A 17,790-nucleotide genomic window follows, 5' to 3' on the forward strand; every position below is an offset into this window, starting at 1 on the left:
AGAAAAATAGGTTGCCCACTTGCATTGAGTCGGTGTCCATATATGGTTTTATGTTTAAGAAGCTAACGCATCTTAAACTGGCTAAAGCCATAATAAAAAGCCGCCTGCATCATCGCAAGCGGCTTAAGGAATACCAACAGAAGAGAAAACTCAATCTAACACATTAAACCGCAATTCCCCTTCCAGCTCCTCTTCGGCTTCTTCGAACAGCAATACTAATGCCGAAAAGCGTGTTCTTTTTTGCGGGGTTAAGTGGATAAAATTAATCTCAACGGGTAACTGAATATAGCCAGTCACTGCATCCCACAGTGCATCCAAGTTGGCACCAAAATCATCCCTAAGATCGAAGCGCTCTTTGAATTCACCATAGAAAGCGCTCAAATCAGGGAGCTGGCTAAAATCGAATTCCACCTTTTTCATATCATTACTCCAGTCGGGTAAAACTGTTGTAGTGATTAACCGTCAGATAAATAAGGCCATCATTAGAATAGAGCAATCTGTCACTTCCTCTGTGTCCACACCGATAATTTACATCTGCTTCAAACCAGTGGCGACCGGATTTTGTCGGTAATTTATTCTCACGGTTGGAAAATTTATCACCACCGATTGCCCTGTCCGGCAACACTTCACATAAATTACCTGCACGAGCGTTCCAGCCAAAGCGACGAGCCTGTTTCTTCGTAATGTAATAGTCTGGTAATGTGTGATGCTGGCGCAGGTAGTTCGCAACACGGGTCTGCTCAGTCAGAACATCAATCTGTTCTTTCTCTGAGTGGGAAAAGGCGGTATATATGACGGCCAGAACCAATAATACCGCCGCCAGAATACTCTTTTTCATGATGACCTCAAGTTATGCGTTCTATTACCCAAGAAATTATCAGGCTGTTCCACCTACGGTCAGGTTATCCAGTTTCAAAGTCGGTTGTCCAACACCCACAGGTACACTTTGGCCTTCCTTACCGCAGACACCCACACCTTTGTCGAGAGCTAAATCATTTCCAACCATTGAAATTTGCTGCATGGCTTCAATACCAGAACCAATCAAGGTCGCACCTTTTACTGGCTTGGTGATTTTACCGTTTTCAATCAAATAGGCTTCCGAGGTTGAAAAAACAAATTTACCCGATGTGATATCTACCTGACCGCCACCGAAATTGGGTGCATATAGCCCACGATCCACACTGGCGATAATTTCCTCTGGTGTAGAATTCCCCGCCAGCATGTAAGTATTGGTCATACGTGGCATCGGCAAATGTGCATAGGATTCACGGCGACCGTTACCCGTCGGAGCCACACCCATCAGGCGAGCGTTGAGTTTATCCTGCATGTAGCCTTTCAAAATGCCATTTTCGATCAGTACATTGTATTGCCCCGGAACGCCTTCATCATCAATAGCCAGTGAACCACGGCGCCCTTCAAGTGTACCGTCATCTACTACGGTACAAAGCTCTGAGGCCACTTTTTGCCCAACCTGACCAGAGAAAACAGAAGTACCACGACGGTTAAAATCCCCTTCCAGACCGTGCCCCACCGCTTCATGCAGCAAAACTCCCGGCCATCCAGCTCCTAATACGACGGGCATAGTGCCCGCAGGTGCTGCAACCGCCGATAAATTGACCAGTGCCATGCGAACCGCTTCACGAGCAAACTGCTCTGCCAGAACCTGACCATCTTCGGTGCGCAGGAAATATTCGTAACCATAACGAGCACCACCACCACTGCCGCCACGCTCACGCTTACCATCTTCTTCCACCAATACACTGACAGAAAGACGTACCAATGGGCGTATGTCTGCTGCCAATGTACCGTCTGTCGCCGCCACCAACACCTGCTCATAAACACCAGTCAGGCTGGCACTCACTTCTTGTACACGGGGATCTTCCGCACGTGCAATTTGATCAACACGATGCAACAATGCAATTTTTTCTTCCCGACTCATGCTCTGCAAAGGATCAGCTGCCGGATAACGTGCCTTATGCGTCACGGCACCTAACGTATGCGAAATGCCATTACCCGCTTCCCGCACAATGCTGCGCGCAGCCTGAGCGCTTTGCTGTAACGCATTCAATGTGATTTGATCTGCGTAAGCAAAACCTGTTTTTTCTCCACTGACTGCGCGAACGCCCACACCTTGATCGATATTATAGGAGCCATCTTTGATGATGCGGTCTTCCAATACCCATGTTTCATGATAACTGGATTGGAAATAGAGATCGGCATAGTCCAGACGCCGTTCCGCCAATTGGCTCAATACCGAAAATAAGTCTTGATGATTCAAATTATTAGCAGCCAGTAAATGTTCACTGACATAAGTTAAACTCATATTGATTACTCTTTTATCTTAATCTGTATTCTTTTTTATCAAAGAAGTCAGTTGTGGACGGAAGCGATTGTGTTTCACCACTTTTATCTGCTCACGCATGTGAACCAAACTATCCCGACGGATATTAAGCTGCAATGCGCTGACAGACAGAGAATTTTTCTTGATAATTTCTCCCCAGCCACTTACCGCCATTGTGTGTCCCCATGTCCTGCGAGTGCCATGTACACCAACTTGTGCAGGTGCCAAAATAATACATTGATTCTCGATAGCACGGGCTCTCAGCAGTGGCTCCCAATGCGCCTTACCTGTCAAACGGGTGAAAGCAGCCGGAACGGAAATAAGCTCTGCCCCCTGTTCACGCAATGCCTGAAAAAGTCCTGGAAAACGCAGATCATAACAGATAGTCATCCCCAGGCGACCAACGGGTGTATCAACAACGGTAATATGTTCCCCACGCTGGTAAATCGTGGATTCATTATAGGCACCGTGTTCATCGTTAATATTGACATCAAACATGTGAATTTTGTCGTAACGTGCACGGATTTCGCCTTGATCATCAAACAGCAAACTACTGCTGGTGATACGAGTGGGATCTTCCCGACTGATAAGCGGCATAGAGCCAATCAACAGCCAAACACCGTAACGTTGTGCTATTTCGCTCACGACCTGTTGCAATGGCCCACTTCCCTGCGTTTCTGCATGTGCGCGATAGGCATCGGCATCAGCGAATAACAGGGCATTTTCTGGTGTCAGAACCAGTTTTACTGTCTCTGGTAATTGCTTAATCTGCTGTTCAATTTGCGCTAAATTGTGTTTGACATTCGTTCCACTGCATAATTGTAAAAGAGCAACATTGACGTTTTTCATGGCCCTTTATTCTCCTTAAGCTGACGTAAAACTTCATCAATTTTAGGCTGTTCGAGGCTGCCCGTTAACCGATAGCGAATCACCGATATCTTGCTCCATAGAGGCCGCAGAACTTTTGTCGCGGCAAAAATTGCCGCACCAGCCACAGGATTGACGGCAAAGGCCGTTGCAACTCCCACCGTTGTCGAAATTTCTGGTGTAATGACCAGTGTCATATCGATCTGGCGATGAACTAAATCTGTCCGTCCTGTAGCATTAATATCCGCTGCCAATCCATCGATGAGAAAGTTATCGGTATACACAACACCATTTTTTACCGTTGCGTCACCACGAATGGAATCAAAGTTGAAATCATTACTGAATGTGTCGCTAAAATCCAATTGTAATTTACGCAACAGCGCATCAAAACTGATCAGCCTGAATAATTGCCCGGCCCTGCCACCTCCCAATTTGGCGATAGCACCTTTTTTCATATTTCCAGTCAGCGTGCCATTCAGTGTCTTGAGATCTGGCTGCCATGGAGCATTTTGCCATTTCAAATTGAAACCAAATTTGAAAGGCGCATCCACAATTGGGACGATAAAGCCCAAATAAGCGGCCAGATCATCGAATTTTTCTCCTGATAACTGCCCCTTGATATGGCTATAACTTCCGATATGGTTTTCATACCAACGCCCAGATAATGTCAAGTTTCCAGTACTGTTTTCCATTTGCCCATTGGTCAAAGTCAAAGAATCACCTTCTGGCCTAATCGATCCAGATACTTTACCGAGTTTTAAGCCAGCAACCCAGCATTCTGCACATTTGACATCCAATGCAGGCCAGCTGTTCAAAGCATAATGGGGCACTGGAGCCTTATCTGACATTAACCCTTTGTTATCGTTAGATGAATCTGTCGCAAGCAGGGGATCGTAATAAAGATAATTGATTAATGCCTGCATCGGCTTATGCTTTGTAATCAGAAGGTTGCCATTAATCTCTTTCCCCTTTGCACTCACAGTTACTTCGCCGTTTTGTTGCATGACATTGAATGTGAGTTGATTCCAACGCTGCCCAGCAATATCCAGTGCAGGCAATGAAATTTCAAATACATTTGGCCACAGAAAACCCTTTTTTTCCGATGGCTTCCAATGCGAAAGTGCAAACAACGCCAATAATTTTTCACCATCAATGACAGGCAATTTTAATGCCAACAACGATTTTTTCGGCAGTTCAGGTATCCCATCACGATCTATATTAAAAATACCCCGCTGCAATTTGGCATGAGCTTCTTCCAGCCTCCACTGGGTATTGAATGCATATCGCTTGCCTATTAATCCTTTGATCTGGAGCTGGTTCATATCACCTTCTGCATGGAGATTAACCTTATTCCATTCCCTCAGAGATTCTGTGTCCAGTATTGGTAATTTACTGTTCAAATGTGACAAATCTGCATTAACTGCAATACGATATTTCACATCACTCTTTGTGTCACCAGAAGGTAGCGTTACATTAACGTCCCCCTGCCAATTCAGCGTTCCAGTTAGTTGTTTGCGAATCTCCGCAGGAAGTTCCGGTAATGCCTTCGCCGCCCAATGTGAATCCAGTTTCACATCGACCTGATAATGTTTTGGCAAGTCTTGGGTAGAAAACTTCAGGGACAAGGGATTTCCTAGCCAATTAGCAAATAATGTCTCACTTTTTAAATTGCCATTGTCAAAGCGAAATTTGCCATTGAGATGCGCCATTTCGCTATTTAATGGTTTAATGAACAGATGGGTATCTTTCAGCTCCACTTCTCCGCTTGCCACAACTTTCCCATTCTGCAAGGGAATATCCATATGGAGTTTTCCATCCACCCTGCCACTAAGCTGTAAGTTCTCTAGTGCGCTACCAATCGTGCCTGCCATCGGGCTATGGTTAAAATAATCATGAATACTCTTCCCATCTCCAGAGAGTGCAGCGTCAATAAACAGCTTATGCTTGCCGTAATCTGGGATCACTGCTGAAACGTGAGTCGCCTCGACTTTTCCCAAATGCGTTTTCGGTGCCAGCATCCACAATCCGTTATTCTGGAAATTCAGATCGATATTCAAATCAAACAAAGCCGGCCAATCGGGTTGATATTGAAAGGTGGCATGGCGCAGCGGTACAAATACCTGAAATTGACCATTGTTCTGTTTAAACGGGAAATCATGAGGATCACCATGAAAAACCAAGGTCGCATTATCGACCTTTCCCTTAATCAAAGAAGCGGTCAAATAGTCGGTCAGAGATTCCCCCATCAGTGGCTTGGGAAAATAGCGCCAAGCTTCACCCAAGTCATTGACGCGAATTCCAGCTAATATGGCCAAAACAGGGGGTTTGTTGTGGGGTTTTAGGTAATGGAAATTCCCATTGAGCCACAGCGACTTGGCCTGCAAATCTAGCCCTTGGCTCCATACTTCCAGACCATTTTGATCATTTTGCCAAGATACCAGCCCTTCGCTGCTGGCAATCTCAAGCGGAGCCTGAAACATATTGCCATAATCAATGGTGCTGTTTTTTAATGCAAAATTGAGCTTTCCCCACTGCTTATTACCTTCTAACCTGCCACTGAAATGGTTGATTGAAGGCAGTTCCTTCCAGCGTAACCAGCTTACATTCCGCCATTTCAGGCGAATTCCCATATCATCGGGAAGCGCTGGTGTGATATCGAGGGCAAAATTGTCAATCACCCCCTTCGGCTGCCGATGCTGCCAATCCTTAACAGTATCCGGCGTCACAAAAGAGAGTATCGGTAATACCCCGTTTAAATATTCAAGCTGAATATTCTCGGCACGAATACGCCAGTGATCATTACCCTGATATTGCTGTGACTGCTTAACATACAGCGTCGCGAGCTTCCCTTCAGGCCACCGTTGCTCATCAGTTTTCAGGCTTGCCAGATTTGGCACTTCAAACAACCAGCCATCATCCTGACGACGCATCTGCACAAGGAAGTCACGCACTTCAAGCTGATGTTTTTCATTTCCGACATGCCAATTGGCTCCACCGCGCCTAAGCTGCAAACGTCCACTATCAATCTGTCCATTCTTCAAGGTAATCCAACTAGCTAAACTGAAATGGGCATTATCCAACCCTGTATGATCCCTTAACCAACGGCTTAACCACAGTCGCATGTCGATGTCATCGGCCTGCCAATAAACTGTGCCATTATCCAGAATCCCATCGCTATCTTTCAGGTCAAGCTTCACCTGAACAACACCTTCTTGCCCATTAATCGAAGAGAGGCTCACGCTGCCTTGTGCCCGATGTCGGTTATCTTTATTCAGCCATGTTAGCTGAGGTAATAGCAAATCAGCTTTTTCACCAGATGGCGTCAAAAAGGTCAATCGGCTGTCATGCAAATCAAACTGGTTGAATTGTTCAAGAAACAAGGTAGAAAGACTATCTGGCTGAGAAAACCTATTTTCGCCATCGTCTCCAAACAGAGCCTTATCGTAATTTATCTGAAGCTGGTAAAAGGACAGATCACGAAAATGCCAACGCCGTTGTAAAAGTGAGCGCCAAACATCCAAAGAAAGTATGACCTTTTTGGCATGAATATCGGCATCTGCCGTTTTCGCACTGATATCACGGATTTCCAGACTAGGACCAAAAGATTCCCAATGACCTTTTATGTAGCCAATATTGACAGGAATGTCTGTTACGTCAGCAATTCTTTCTACTAATTGCTGACGATATTCATTGATGTGTGGCAGGAAGAAACGCAATCCACTGACAAGCAAAGCCACAATGATAATGACTATTGCGGCTGTCGCTAATAGTATCTCCGGCAGTCGCTTCACGCATTTCTCCTTGATTGCCAGCGCTATTTCTCTGCCAGCTAGTTTTCTATGAACCTTCTTCTACAGGCTAGCTTTTACAAACTAGCTCTTACAAATTAACTACTTGTGTTACATCATAATGACGTCAAATTGTTCCTGGCTGTAACGCTGTTCTGTCTGCACTTTGACCTGTTTACCTACAAAAATCTCCACCTCGGCCAATGCGTGGGATTCATCCCCTTTCAGGACTTCACTTACGGCTGACGAGGCATAAACCAGAAAACGATCAGCATTAATTGCGCGATTGACACGTACAATTTCACGCAAGATTTCATAACAGACGGTTTCGACGGATTTTACCGTGCCACGTCCCTGACACGTTGGGCAATTATCACACAAGATATGTTCGATACTTTCCCGTGTGCGCTTGCGCGTCATTTCAACCAAACCCAATTGTGAAAAACCATTAATGGTTGTTTTCACCCTATCTTTGCTTAATGCCTGTTCCAGAGAAGCTAATACACGGCGTCGGTGCTCTTCATTACTCATATCAATAAAATCAATGATAATGATACCGCCCAAATTACGGAGCCTTAATTGTCGGGCGATTGCCTGTGTTGCTTCGATATTAGTATTAAAGATAGTCTCTTCTAAATTGCGATGCCCAACAAAAGCACCAGTATTAATATCAATTGTTGTCATAGCTTCTGTCTGATCAATGATCAAATAGCCGCCTGACTTTAATTCCACCTTACGTTCCAGCGCCCGTTGAATTTCATTTTCCACGTCGTACAGATCAAATATTGGTTGATTTCCCTGATAATGTTCCAGTTTAGCGTTCATTTCAGGAATATATTCATCAATAAATTCCTGCAATTGGAGAAATGTTTGGCGGGAATCGACTCGAATGCGATCAAGGGAAGCACCAACAAAATCACGTAAAACACGCTGTGCCAGTGCTAATTCACCATATACCTTATTTTTGGTGATGTTGCGTTTCTTACGTTCAATCACTTTACTCCACAGATGCTTTAAAAACGCGGCATCCTGTGCCAGTTCTTCTTTTCCTACCCCTTCAGCGGCCGTGCGGATAATAAAACCCCCATGCTCATCACAATACCCCATGACGATGCTTTTTAGGCGCTCACGCTCTTCTTCGCTCTCTATGCGCTGTGAAACACCAACATGCGATGCACCTGGCATAAACACCAAATAACGTGACGGTAAGGTAATATCCGTTGTCAAACGGGCACCTTTTGTCCCCAGAGGATCTTTCACTACCTGAACAAGTAAATCCTGCCCCTGACTCACCAATTCAGCAATATCCCGAACATGGAAATTCTTCCGTTCTTCGCCGGCAATACACTCAGTATGGGGCACAATATCCGAAGCATGCAAAAAAGCCGCTTTCTCCAACCCAATATCCACAAAGGCTGCCTGCATACCCGGTAAAACCCGACTCACACGCCCTTTATAAATGTTTCCGACAATGCCCCTTTTAGCTTCCCGCTCAATATGAATTTCTTGTAAAATACCGCCATCAATATAAGCAACCCGCGTTTCGGATGGTGTTACATTGACTAATAACTCTGCTGTCATGAATACTCCTTCCCATCAGCTAACGCTAAAAATCGTGTGATTAATTCATACGTTTCCACCAGTGGCAAGCCGACAACAGCGTGGTAACTGCCGTTAATTTTTCTGACAAAACAACCACCTTTACCTTGAATGCCATAAGCGCCGGCTTTATCCATTGGTTCCCCAGTTGCAATATATTCCTGTATTTCCCATTGGGACAACTGGCGGAATATCACATCTGTAGTGACTATCTCACTCAAGGTATGCTGATTGTTCGATAAAGCAACAGCCGTCATGACTTGGTGGCACTGACCAGACAAAGCACTAAGCATTTCCGCAGCGTGTTGCTGATTTCTGGGTTTTTCCAATATTTGGTTATTCAATACAACAAGGGTATCAGCCCCCAGAACGGGGTAATCGTGTGGTGCAATGGCTACGCCAGCCTGTGCTTTCTCTCTGGCTAATCGAGTAACATATTGCTGTGGAGATTCTCCTTCACGCCATTTTTCTTCGACCTGAGATGCCAGGATTTCAAAGTTAAAATCCAATAATTCCACCAGCTCACGCCGTCTTGGGGAGCCAGAAGCTAAATAAATGGTTTTCATCGCGAATAATCCTTAGGAGTCTATACCATCAGCTATTTTTTGTTGTATATCTTTGCCTTTTAAATACAGGAACCCACTTTAACGGACTGAAAATTGACGACGGATTTTCCGCATTAGCAAGAATAGCCAAGGCCAGAGAATACCATTGACCACCCCATTCCAGAACACTTCTGGATGAAAGAGGGTCTTTAGTAACAGAGCATGGATCAGAAAGACGCAGAGGTTCATCAATGTCGAAAGCCCGACCACAACTAGGGCTTGCTGCCAAAGCGCCATATTACGGATAAGCTGGAATTTGAAAACGACCAGGAAACTGATAATGCTAAATGCCAGAGCATGTGCTCCCAAAATATTTCCGTGCAACAGGTCAGTAATAATTCCCAATACAAAGCCAGTACCAACGCTAACGCGATGGGGAAGCGCAAGCAACCAATAAACCAAGCATAGCATCAATAAGGTAGGCCGAAACATAAAAAACTGCTCCGGCCACGGCATAATTTGTAGCACTATTGCAATCAGGAAAGATAACCAAATGACCCAGAGTCCTTGGCTATAGTATTGGCTCATTGACGATTTCCTGTAGCTGGTAATGTCGGTTTTTCCGCTGACGCTTCTGCTGATTTTGGTGCCAGCAACTGTGGTGTCTCATTTGATGGATTTGGCAACACCTGTGGTAACATCTGCATCAAACGTTCATTGGCAGCGCGGTAGACTTCCGAAGGTGGTAATGGCTCAGATGGATCATTATCCCCCCCCCACAATAGTAGTAAATAGCGCAAGCGCCGTAATTCAGCTAATGGGCGAGCACGAATTACCGCATGAGCCCGCTGGTTATCAATTTTGACAGAAGAAACTACAGCCACAGGATAACCTTCGGGAAAACGCCCTCCCAGCCCTGATGTCACCAATACATCCCCTACGCGGATGTCAGTATCACTTGGTAAAGGTTCTAGTAGGAGATCGTCCATACACCCTGCTCCACCCGCGATAACACGAATGTCATTACGCAATACCTGCACAGGAATGGCATGAGAGGGATCGCAAATCAACAATATCCTGCTGCTTAACTGGCTCACGGCAGTCACTTGCCCCACTACACCTCGATCACTGATAACCGGCTGCCCCTCGTACACACCATCTCTCATCCCTTTATCAATGACAATTTGATCTCGATATGGATCCATTCCTCCGGAAATCACCTGCGATACCATCATGTGCTCATCATGACGCAAAGGCGACCCCAGCAATTCACGTAAACGGGAATTTTCTTGTTTCAGTTGCCCCAACAGCAACAATTTACTGTCCTGTAAACGCAATTCATTACGCAGGGTTCTATTTTCCAGCTCCAGATGATTACGGCTAATGAGAGATTCTGAGATACCGTCCAAAAACTGACGCGGTCCGTTGGCAAGAAAGTAAAAAGGACTCACAGCCGTATCCATGTAGCTACGGACTTTATTGAAAACACCAAGGCGACTGTCTACCACCATCAAAATAATGGCAACGATGATAGCAAAAAAGAGTCGTAGTTGCAGAGAAGGCCCTCTGCTGAAAATCGGCTTCATAAATGGCGTATTGTCGGGCTGCGTTGTTTCGTAAATGATAAAACTCTGGAACAATCAGCAAGGAGGCCCCAATAAAACACGTTTACCTCCCAGCTCGCAGAGTTACTTTCAGTCTTCGCTGAACAGATCGCCACCATGCATGTCGATCATCTCCAATGCCTTGCCACCACCACGGGCAACACAGGTCAGTGGATCTTCAGCAACAATGACAGGAATTCCGGTTTCTTCCATTAGTAAACGATCAAGATTACGCAGCAACGCACCACCACCTGTCAGCACCATACCTCGTTCAGAAATATCAGAAGCCAATTCTGGTGGACACTGTTCCAAGGCGACCATTACAGCGCTCACAATACCCGTTAATGGTTCTTGCAGAGCTTCAAGAATTTCATTGGAATTCAGAGTAAAGCTGCGCGGTACACCTTCGGCAAGGTTACGGCCACGTACTTCAATTTCACGCACTTCATCTGTTGGATAGGCAGAACCAATTTCATGTTTGATGCGCTCTGCCGTTGCTTCCCCAATCAGGGAGCCATAATTGCGACGAACGTAGTTGATGATGGCTTCATCAAAACGGTCACCACCAATACGTACAGAAGAAGAATAAACAACCCCATTAAGGGAAATAACAGCAACTTCAGTGGTTCCCCCACCAATATCAACGACCATTGAACCCGTTGCTTCGGAAACTGGCAAACCAGCACCGATAGCCGCCGCCATGGGTTCTTCAATTAAAAATACTTCCCGAGCTCCTGCACTTTGGGCGGATTCGCGAATGGCGCGACGCTCAACTTGCGTCGCCCCAACAGGCACACAGACCAACACGCGCGGACTTGGGCGCATGAAACTGTTATTGTGAACCTGCTTGATAAAATGCTGTAGCATCTTTTCGGTAACATAAAAATCAGCAATAACCCCATCCTTCATGGGACGGATAGCTGCAATATTACCCGGGGTACGTCCCAGCATCTGTTTTGCTTCCAGCCCTACTGCTGCAACGCTTTTTGGAGAACCGGCTCTGTCTTGGCGAATAGCAACGACAGAGGGTTGATCCAATACTATTCCTTGGCCTTTGACATAAATAAGGGTATTGGCAGTACCCAAGTCAATGGACAAATCGTTGGAAAACATGCCACGAAATTTCTTTAACATAACGAAAGGATAATCCTGCAAGCTGGGGACGGAGATTGTCCGTCTACTCTACCAACCACATGAAGCAGCGACAAGGCGCATAATTAACTACTTTTACTACTTCAATAAAAGTGGCTACGTTATTCATATCAGAAACACGATATTCTACGTTACTTTTCTCTAACGGAGCAGAAAAAAACTGAATAAAAATGAGTTAATTTCACCAATAATCCCATCACTGCCCCTAAAACCACCCAATACACCAAAAAACCAACATTATAGTGCATATTGGGAGACGACAACCCCAGAGATATTCCCAATCTTTGTAGTTATGTGATGCTGATAAATACGTTATCAAAAGTAATCACCAAATAAAGAAAGTCCCAAAGCGAAATAGTTCATTAATTATAAAAACAATAGATGAATTTGGTGAGATATCACAACATTGTTGCCTGCCCATTTCAGTACATCAGGTTTTATCTATATTGTAGTAACGCAAAATTGTAATGATACAAATTGCAGTGATGCCAAATTGTGGTAATACCAGAACCGTGGTAATGCTAAACAGGTAATAATGTCAGATAGATACCTATCAAGAGAGGATGATCATGAAAGCTTTATTACTGGAACAACACGAAACATTATCAGCATCTATTCAACATATTGATGCATCTCAATTGCCATCGGGTAATGTGGTCGTTGATATCCATTGGTCAACACTCAATTACAAAGATGCCCTTGCTATCACCGGCAAAGGGAAGATTATCCGCCAATTTCCGATGGTGCCGGGGATCGATTTTTCTGGTGTTGTCCATCATTCCGAAGATCCCCGTTTTCACGTCGGACAGCATGTTGTGCTGACTGGCTGGGGCGTGGGAGAAACGCACTGGGGTGGACTGGCAGAACAAGCGAGAGTATCTGGCGAATGGCTGACCCCCCTGCCGTACGCATTAAGTACCCGACAAGCGATGATCATCGGCACGGCTGGTTTTACTGCCATGCTATGTGTTATGGCGTTAGAACAAGGGGGCGTCACACCTGAAAGCGGAGAAATTGCTGTGACGGGAGCCAGTGGTGGTGTTGGCAGTACGGCAATAACTTTGCTGTCACAACTGGGCTATTCCGTCACTGCGATTAGCAGTAAACCCGATAGTCAAGATTACCTGATCTCACTGGGGGCAAAAGTGGTTTTGCCCACCAGTGATTTCAACCAGCCATCACGTCCATTAGAAAAACAGCGCTGGGCCGGTGTGATAGACACCGTTGGTGGCACAATATTGGCTACCTTGCTGGCACAAATGCGTTACAACGGTACAGTAGCCGCCTGTGGCATGGCAAGTGATAGCCAACTATCCACGAGCGTAATGCCGTTTATTCTGCGTAATGTTCGTTTACAGGGTGTGGAATCTGTCACTGTCCCTGCTTTGAAACGCCCTGCTATTTGGCAGCGTTTGCAAGAGCTACTGCCAGATTCCTTTTATCAGCAAGTAGCTAATGAAATTACATTAGATCAAGTGCCCGAATACGCCAATAAGTTGATAAACAATCAAATTACGGGCAGAACAGTCGTGAAATTGCGCTGATAAGACCAGTATTTAGCTGCTAAATGCCACGATATGTTTATAATGTCGGGCTTTATCGTCAAATTTACAATTCTAGATATCAGAAAGAGATGACAAATCGTTGACATCGAGTTATCTTGGTCGATTGTTGACAGATTGCCGGAGATACCCGCACAATGGCAGACAAGTTTCGCATTTTACTCTTGAATGGTCCTAACCTGAACCTGTTGGGAACACGAGAGCCAGAAACCTACGGCAAGTTAACGCTTGATAATATCGTTAACAGACTGTCAAAAGAAGCTCAGCAATCGGGGGCTGAATTATCCCATCTGCAATCCAACGCAGAATCTGAACTGATTGAGAGAATTCATTCTGCGCGGGGCAATACGGATTTTATTTTAATCAACCCTGCGGCATACACGCATACCAGCGTGGCATTGCGCGACGCACTTCTGGCGGTAGATATCCCATTTATTGAGATTCACCTTTCCAACGTGCATGCCCGCGAGCCATTCCGCCACCACTCATATCTTTCCGATATTGCAGTAGGCGTCATCTGCGGATTAGGGGCGGATGGTTATAGTTTCGCATTACAGGCAGCGGTCAACCGCTTGTCAACATCCAACTAATTGACTTAAAAGTACGGAACCACACTCATGGATATTCGTAAGATAAAAAAATTGATCGAGCTGGTTGAAGAATCTGGCATTTCTGAACTGGAAATTTCTGAAGGTGAAGAATCAGTACGCATCAGCAGGGTAACGACAGCCACGGCAATACCTGTTACTCAGCAATATATTTCTGCACCTGCTCAGCAGCCAGTGCAGACCGCTGCACCAGTAGCAGCGCCAGTCGCCGCTGATAAACCTGCTGAAATTAGCGGTCACACGGTTCGCTCTCCGATGGTTGGTACGTTCTACCGTTCACCAAGCCCAGATGCGAAACCTTTCATTGAAGTTGGCCAGCATGTTAATCAGGGAGAAACCCTGTGCATCGTTGAAGCGATGAAAATGATGAACCAGATCGAAGCTGACAAAACTGGCGTAGTGAAAGCGATTCTGGTTCAAGACGGTCAACCTGTTGAATTCGACGAGCCACTGGTCGTCATCGAATAACGAGGCGCACCCCATGCTTGAAAAAATTGTCATTGCTAACCGCGGTGAAATTGCACTGCGTATCCTGAGAGCCTGTAAGGAACTTGGGATCAAAACCGTGGCTGTGCACTCTGCGGCAGACCGTGACCTGAAGCACGTCCTGCTGGCGGATGAAACCGTCTGCATCGGCCCAGCCGCTTCAGCAAAAAGTTACCTGAATATTCCTGCCATTATCTCTGCGGCGGAAATCACTTGCGCACAGGCAATCCATCCGGGTTATGGCTTCCTGTCTGAAAACGCCGACTTTGCTGAGCAAGTCGAGCGTTCTGGCTTTATTTTCATTGGCCCGAAAGCGGACACCATCCGTTTGATGGGAGATAAGGTTTCCGCTATCAACGCAATGAAAAAAGCGGGAGTACCTTGCGTTCCTGGATCTGATGGCCCATTGGGTGACGATGCCGAGAAAAACAAAACCATTGCAAATCGCATCGGCTATCCGGTGATTATCAAGGCATCGGGCGGCGGCGGCGGTCGTGGTATGCGCGTTGTCCGCAGCGACAAAGATCTGGAACAATCCATCGCCATGACCCGCGCAGAAGCCAAGGCGGCTTTCAACAACGACATGGTATACATGGAGAAATTCCTTGAAAATCCACGTCACGTTGAAATTCAAGTTTTGGCTGACGGTCAGGGCAATGCGCTCTATCTGGCTGAACGTGACTGCTCCATGCAGCGCCGCCACCAGAAAGTGGTGGAAGAAGCACCAGCACCAGGCATCCCACCAGAGCTGCGCCGCAGCATTGGTGAACGTTGTGCCAATGCCTGTATCGAAATAGGCTATCGCGGAGCGGGTACATTTGAATTCCTGTACGAAAACGGCGAATTCTACTTTATTGAGATGAATACCCGTATTCAGGTTGAGCATCCAGTGACTGAAATGATCACTGGCGTTGACTTGATTAAGGAACAGCTACGTATCGCCTCTGGTTTGCCACTGTCCATCAAACAGGAAGATGTCGAAATCAAAGGTCATGCGATCGAATGCCGTATCAATGCAGAAGATCCGAAAACCTTCCTGCCAAGTCCGGGCAAGATCACCCATTTCCATTCACCAGGTGGATTTGGTGTGCGTTGGGAATCCCATATCTATGCGGGATATACCGTACCGCCTTACTATGACTCCATGATCGGTAAGCTGATCACTTACGGCGAAACCCGTGAAGTAGCAATTGCGCGTATGAAGAACGCACTGTCCGAGTTGATCATTGATGGCATCAAGACCAATATCGATCTGCAACTGGCAATCATGAATGACGAGAACTTCCAAAAAGGTGGAACCAATATCCACTATCTGGAGAAAAAACTGGGCTTATATGATAAGTAAGGTTTTTCTGACTCTTATTTAGCGTTTGTTGCTTTGAATGAAATCCCATCTTTTATAGGTGGGATTTTTTTATGTCTTATCGAAAATTGAGACAGTATTTTGATTTTATTCCAATTTCCACGACACATTTTCTCCTGAATAAATTCACGCATTACCGTACAATTCCTTCCCTCTTGTTTCATATAAGTTACCCGGAGAACGAATGGACGGACGATTTGTTCAATCCAATAAAGAAGCACGCTGGGCGATATTCCTGACGTTGGCTTATCTTGTTGGCTGGCTGCTGTGTGCCTATTTACCCAGTGATGCCATCGGCTTAGCTGGATTGCCTCGCTGGTTTGAACTGGCTTGCCTGCTGCTACCTGCCTTATTTATCATCCTCTGCTACTTGATGGTGAAGTTTATATTTAAAGACATTCCACTGGAGGATAGTGATGCAAAGTGAAGTCATTCTGCCTCTCGTGGGATATCTGGCATTAGTGTTCATACTCTCAATCTATGCTTATCGCCGCCGACAAACAGGTGAATTCCTCAGTGAGTATTTTCTCGGCAACCGTTCAATGGGGGGTTTTGTACTGGCAATGACCATTACAGCAACCTATATCAGTGCCAGCTCATTTATTGGTGGCCCTGGCGCCGCTTATAAGTATGGTATCGGTTGGGTGTTGTTATCACTGATCCAATTGCCGGCGATATGGCTCTCGCTTAGCGTACTAGGGAAAAAATTTGCTATCCTCGCCCGCCGTTACAATGCGGTCACACTCAATGACATGCTATATGAACGCTATCAGAGCCGCTTTCTGGTCTGGTTTGCCAGTATAAGCTTGCTGGTCGCCTTTATCGGTGCCATGACAGTACAATTCATTGGCGGTGCTCGTTTACTAGCGACAGCCGCTGGCATCCCTTACGATACGGGATTACTAATTTTTGGCGTTTCCATTGCCCTCTACACCGCATTTGGCGGTTTTAGGGCCAGTGTTCTCAATGATGCCTTACAAGGGCTGGTAATGCTGCTAGGAACAGCGATATTACTGGCAGGCATTATTTACAAAGCCGGCGGGCTATCAGCGGCAGTTACGACACTGCGTACCATTGACCCAAACCTGGTTTCTCCTTACGGTGCCGATAATATCCTTACAGGGCCATTTATGGCATCTTTCTGGGTACTGGTCTGCTTTGGTGTCGTTGGGCTACCACACACCGCGGTGCGCTGTATCTCTTATAAAGACAGTAAGGCAGTTCACCGTGGTATTGTGCTTGGCACGATCGTGATGGCCTTCCTGATGTTCGGTATGCACCTTGCTGGTGCCCTTGGCCGAGCTATCATTCCTGATCTGACGATCCCCGATCAAGTGATCCCAACCTTAATGATCACGGTACTGCCTCCTGTGGCTGCCGGCATTTTTCTGGCTGCACCAATGGCTGCGATTATGTCCACCATCAATGCCCAACTGCTGCAATCTTCGGCCACTATCGTCAAAGATCTCTATTTAAACCTGTTTCCACACCAGATCAGCCAAGAGAAAAAACTGTCACGTATCTCCAGTTACTCCACTCTATTTCTAGGGGCATTACTGCTGCTGGCAGCCTGGCGCCCACCTGAGATGATTATCTGGCTGAACTTGCTGGCATTTGGTGGACTGCAAGCCGTTTTCCTCTGGCCACTGGTTCTGGGATTATATTGGGAAAAAGCCAATGCCCAAGGAGCGATCAGCTCAATGCTGACAGGTGCGGTAAGTTATACAATGCTGGCAACTTTCAACATCCAGCTCCTTGGTTTTCATCCTATCGTGCCATCGCTATTGCTGAGTTTACTGGCATTTTGGATAGGAAATAAATTCGGCGTGGTTTGCGCTAAACGATTACATTTCACACAATAACGTGATTCACAAA

General features: G+C 45.9%; 16 protein-coding genes. 6 read left to right on the plus strand and 10 right to left on the minus strand.

The window, feature by feature from the left end; translation table 11 throughout:
- Positions 1–150: 150 nt before the first annotated feature.
- The 10 genes from Xentx_RS12125 to mreB all read right to left on the minus strand — a co-directional run bounded on the left by Xentx_RS12125 (position 151) and on the right by mreB (position 11,878).
- Positions 151–420 carry a barstar family protein gene (locus Xentx_RS12125; protein WP_074020494.1) on the minus strand — a complete coding sequence of 90 codons (270 nt, stop codon included), beginning with the start codon at positions 418–420 and terminating at the stop codon, positions 151–153.
- Between the two features lie 4 nt (positions 421–424).
- A complete protein-coding gene (locus Xentx_RS12130; protein ID WP_074020495.1) occupies positions 425–838 on the minus strand; it encodes a ribonuclease domain-containing protein in 414 nt (137 codons plus the stop codon).
- Between the two features lie 39 nt (positions 839–877).
- Positions 878–2,323: a metalloprotease TldD gene (gene tldD / locus Xentx_RS12135; protein ID WP_074020496.1), complete on the minus strand. Its 1,446-nt coding sequence runs from the start codon at positions 2,321–2,323 to the stop codon at positions 878–880.
- An 18-nt stretch (positions 2,324–2,341) separates the two neighbouring features.
- Positions 2,342–3,190 carry a deaminated glutathione amidase gene (nit1, locus tag Xentx_RS12140; RefSeq protein ID WP_074020497.1) on the minus strand — a complete coding sequence of 283 codons (849 nt, stop codon included), beginning with the start codon at positions 3,188–3,190 and terminating at the stop codon, positions 2,342–2,344.
- On the minus strand, positions 3,187–6,999 hold the full coding sequence (yhdP, locus tag Xentx_RS12145; RefSeq protein WP_074020498.1) for an AsmA2 domain-containing protein YhdP: 3,813 nt from the start codon (positions 6,997–6,999) through the stop codon (positions 3,187–3,189). Before yhdP ends, nit1 begins: the two co-directional genes overlap by 4 nt.
- Before the next feature lie 108 nt (positions 7,000–7,107).
- Entirely contained in the window at positions 7,108–8,577 is a 1,470-nt protein-coding gene (gene rng / locus Xentx_RS12150; protein ID WP_074020499.1) for a ribonuclease G, read from the minus strand.
- The gene (locus Xentx_RS12155) at positions 8,574–9,161 is read right to left on the minus strand and encodes a Maf family protein (protein ID WP_074020500.1); all 588 of its coding nucleotides are present in this window, start codon (positions 9,159–9,161) and stop codon (positions 8,574–8,576) included. Before Xentx_RS12155 ends, rng begins: the two co-directional genes overlap by 4 nt.
- A 78-nt stretch (positions 9,162–9,239) precedes the next feature.
- Entirely contained in the window at positions 9,240–9,728 is a 489-nt protein-coding gene (gene mreD, locus Xentx_RS12160) for a rod shape-determining protein MreD (RefSeq protein ID WP_074020501.1), read from the minus strand.
- Positions 9,725–10,726, minus strand: a complete 1,002-nt coding sequence (gene mreC / locus Xentx_RS12165; protein WP_074020543.1) for a rod shape-determining protein MreC — start codon at positions 10,724–10,726, stop codon at positions 9,725–9,727. The genes mreD and mreC overlap by 4 nt, the downstream gene beginning before the upstream one ends.
- A 108-nt stretch (positions 10,727–10,834) precedes the next feature.
- Positions 10,835–11,878, minus strand: coding sequence for a rod shape-determining protein MreB (mreB, locus tag Xentx_RS12170; RefSeq protein WP_010847922.1), 1,044 nt, complete (start codon positions 11,876–11,878; stop codon positions 10,835–10,837).
- Between the two features lie 587 nt (positions 11,879–12,465).
- Here mreB and acuI point away from each other — a divergent pair.
- The 6 genes from acuI to panF all read left to right on the plus strand — a co-directional run bounded on the left by acuI (position 12,466) and on the right by panF (position 17,777).
- Entirely contained in the window at positions 12,466–13,440 is a 975-nt protein-coding gene (acuI, locus tag Xentx_RS12175; protein ID WP_074020502.1) for an acrylyl-CoA reductase (NADPH), read from the plus strand.
- Between the two features lie 155 nt (positions 13,441–13,595).
- A complete protein-coding gene (gene aroQ, locus Xentx_RS12180; RefSeq protein WP_074020503.1) occupies positions 13,596–14,048 on the plus strand; it encodes a type II 3-dehydroquinate dehydratase in 453 nt (150 codons plus the stop codon).
- 27 nt (positions 14,049–14,075) lie between these two features.
- Positions 14,076–14,534: an acetyl-CoA carboxylase biotin carboxyl carrier protein gene (accB, locus tag Xentx_RS12185; protein WP_074020504.1), complete on the plus strand. Its 459-nt coding sequence runs from the start codon at positions 14,076–14,078 to the stop codon at positions 14,532–14,534.
- A gap of 13 nt (positions 14,535–14,547) precedes the next feature.
- The gene (accC, locus tag Xentx_RS12190) at positions 14,548–15,897 is read left to right on the plus strand and encodes an acetyl-CoA carboxylase biotin carboxylase subunit (RefSeq protein ID WP_074020505.1); all 1,350 of its coding nucleotides are present in this window, start codon (positions 14,548–14,550) and stop codon (positions 15,895–15,897) included.
- Between the two features lie 202 nt (positions 15,898–16,099).
- Complete coding sequence (locus Xentx_RS12195) at positions 16,100–16,342, plus strand: YhdT family protein (protein WP_074020506.1); 243 nt, start codon at positions 16,100–16,102, stop codon at positions 16,340–16,342.
- Positions 16,332–17,777, plus strand: a complete 1,446-nt coding sequence (gene panF / locus Xentx_RS12200) for a sodium/pantothenate symporter (RefSeq protein ID WP_074020507.1) — start codon at positions 16,332–16,334, stop codon at positions 17,775–17,777. The genes Xentx_RS12195 and panF overlap by 11 nt, the downstream gene beginning before the upstream one ends.
- The last annotated feature ends 13 nt before the right edge of the window (positions 17,778–17,790 follow it).

Source organism: Xenorhabdus thuongxuanensis (genome assembly GCF_001908095.1).
In the GTDB taxonomy this organism is placed as follows: Bacteria; Pseudomonadota; Gammaproteobacteria; order Enterobacterales; family Enterobacteriaceae; genus Xenorhabdus; species Xenorhabdus thuongxuanensis.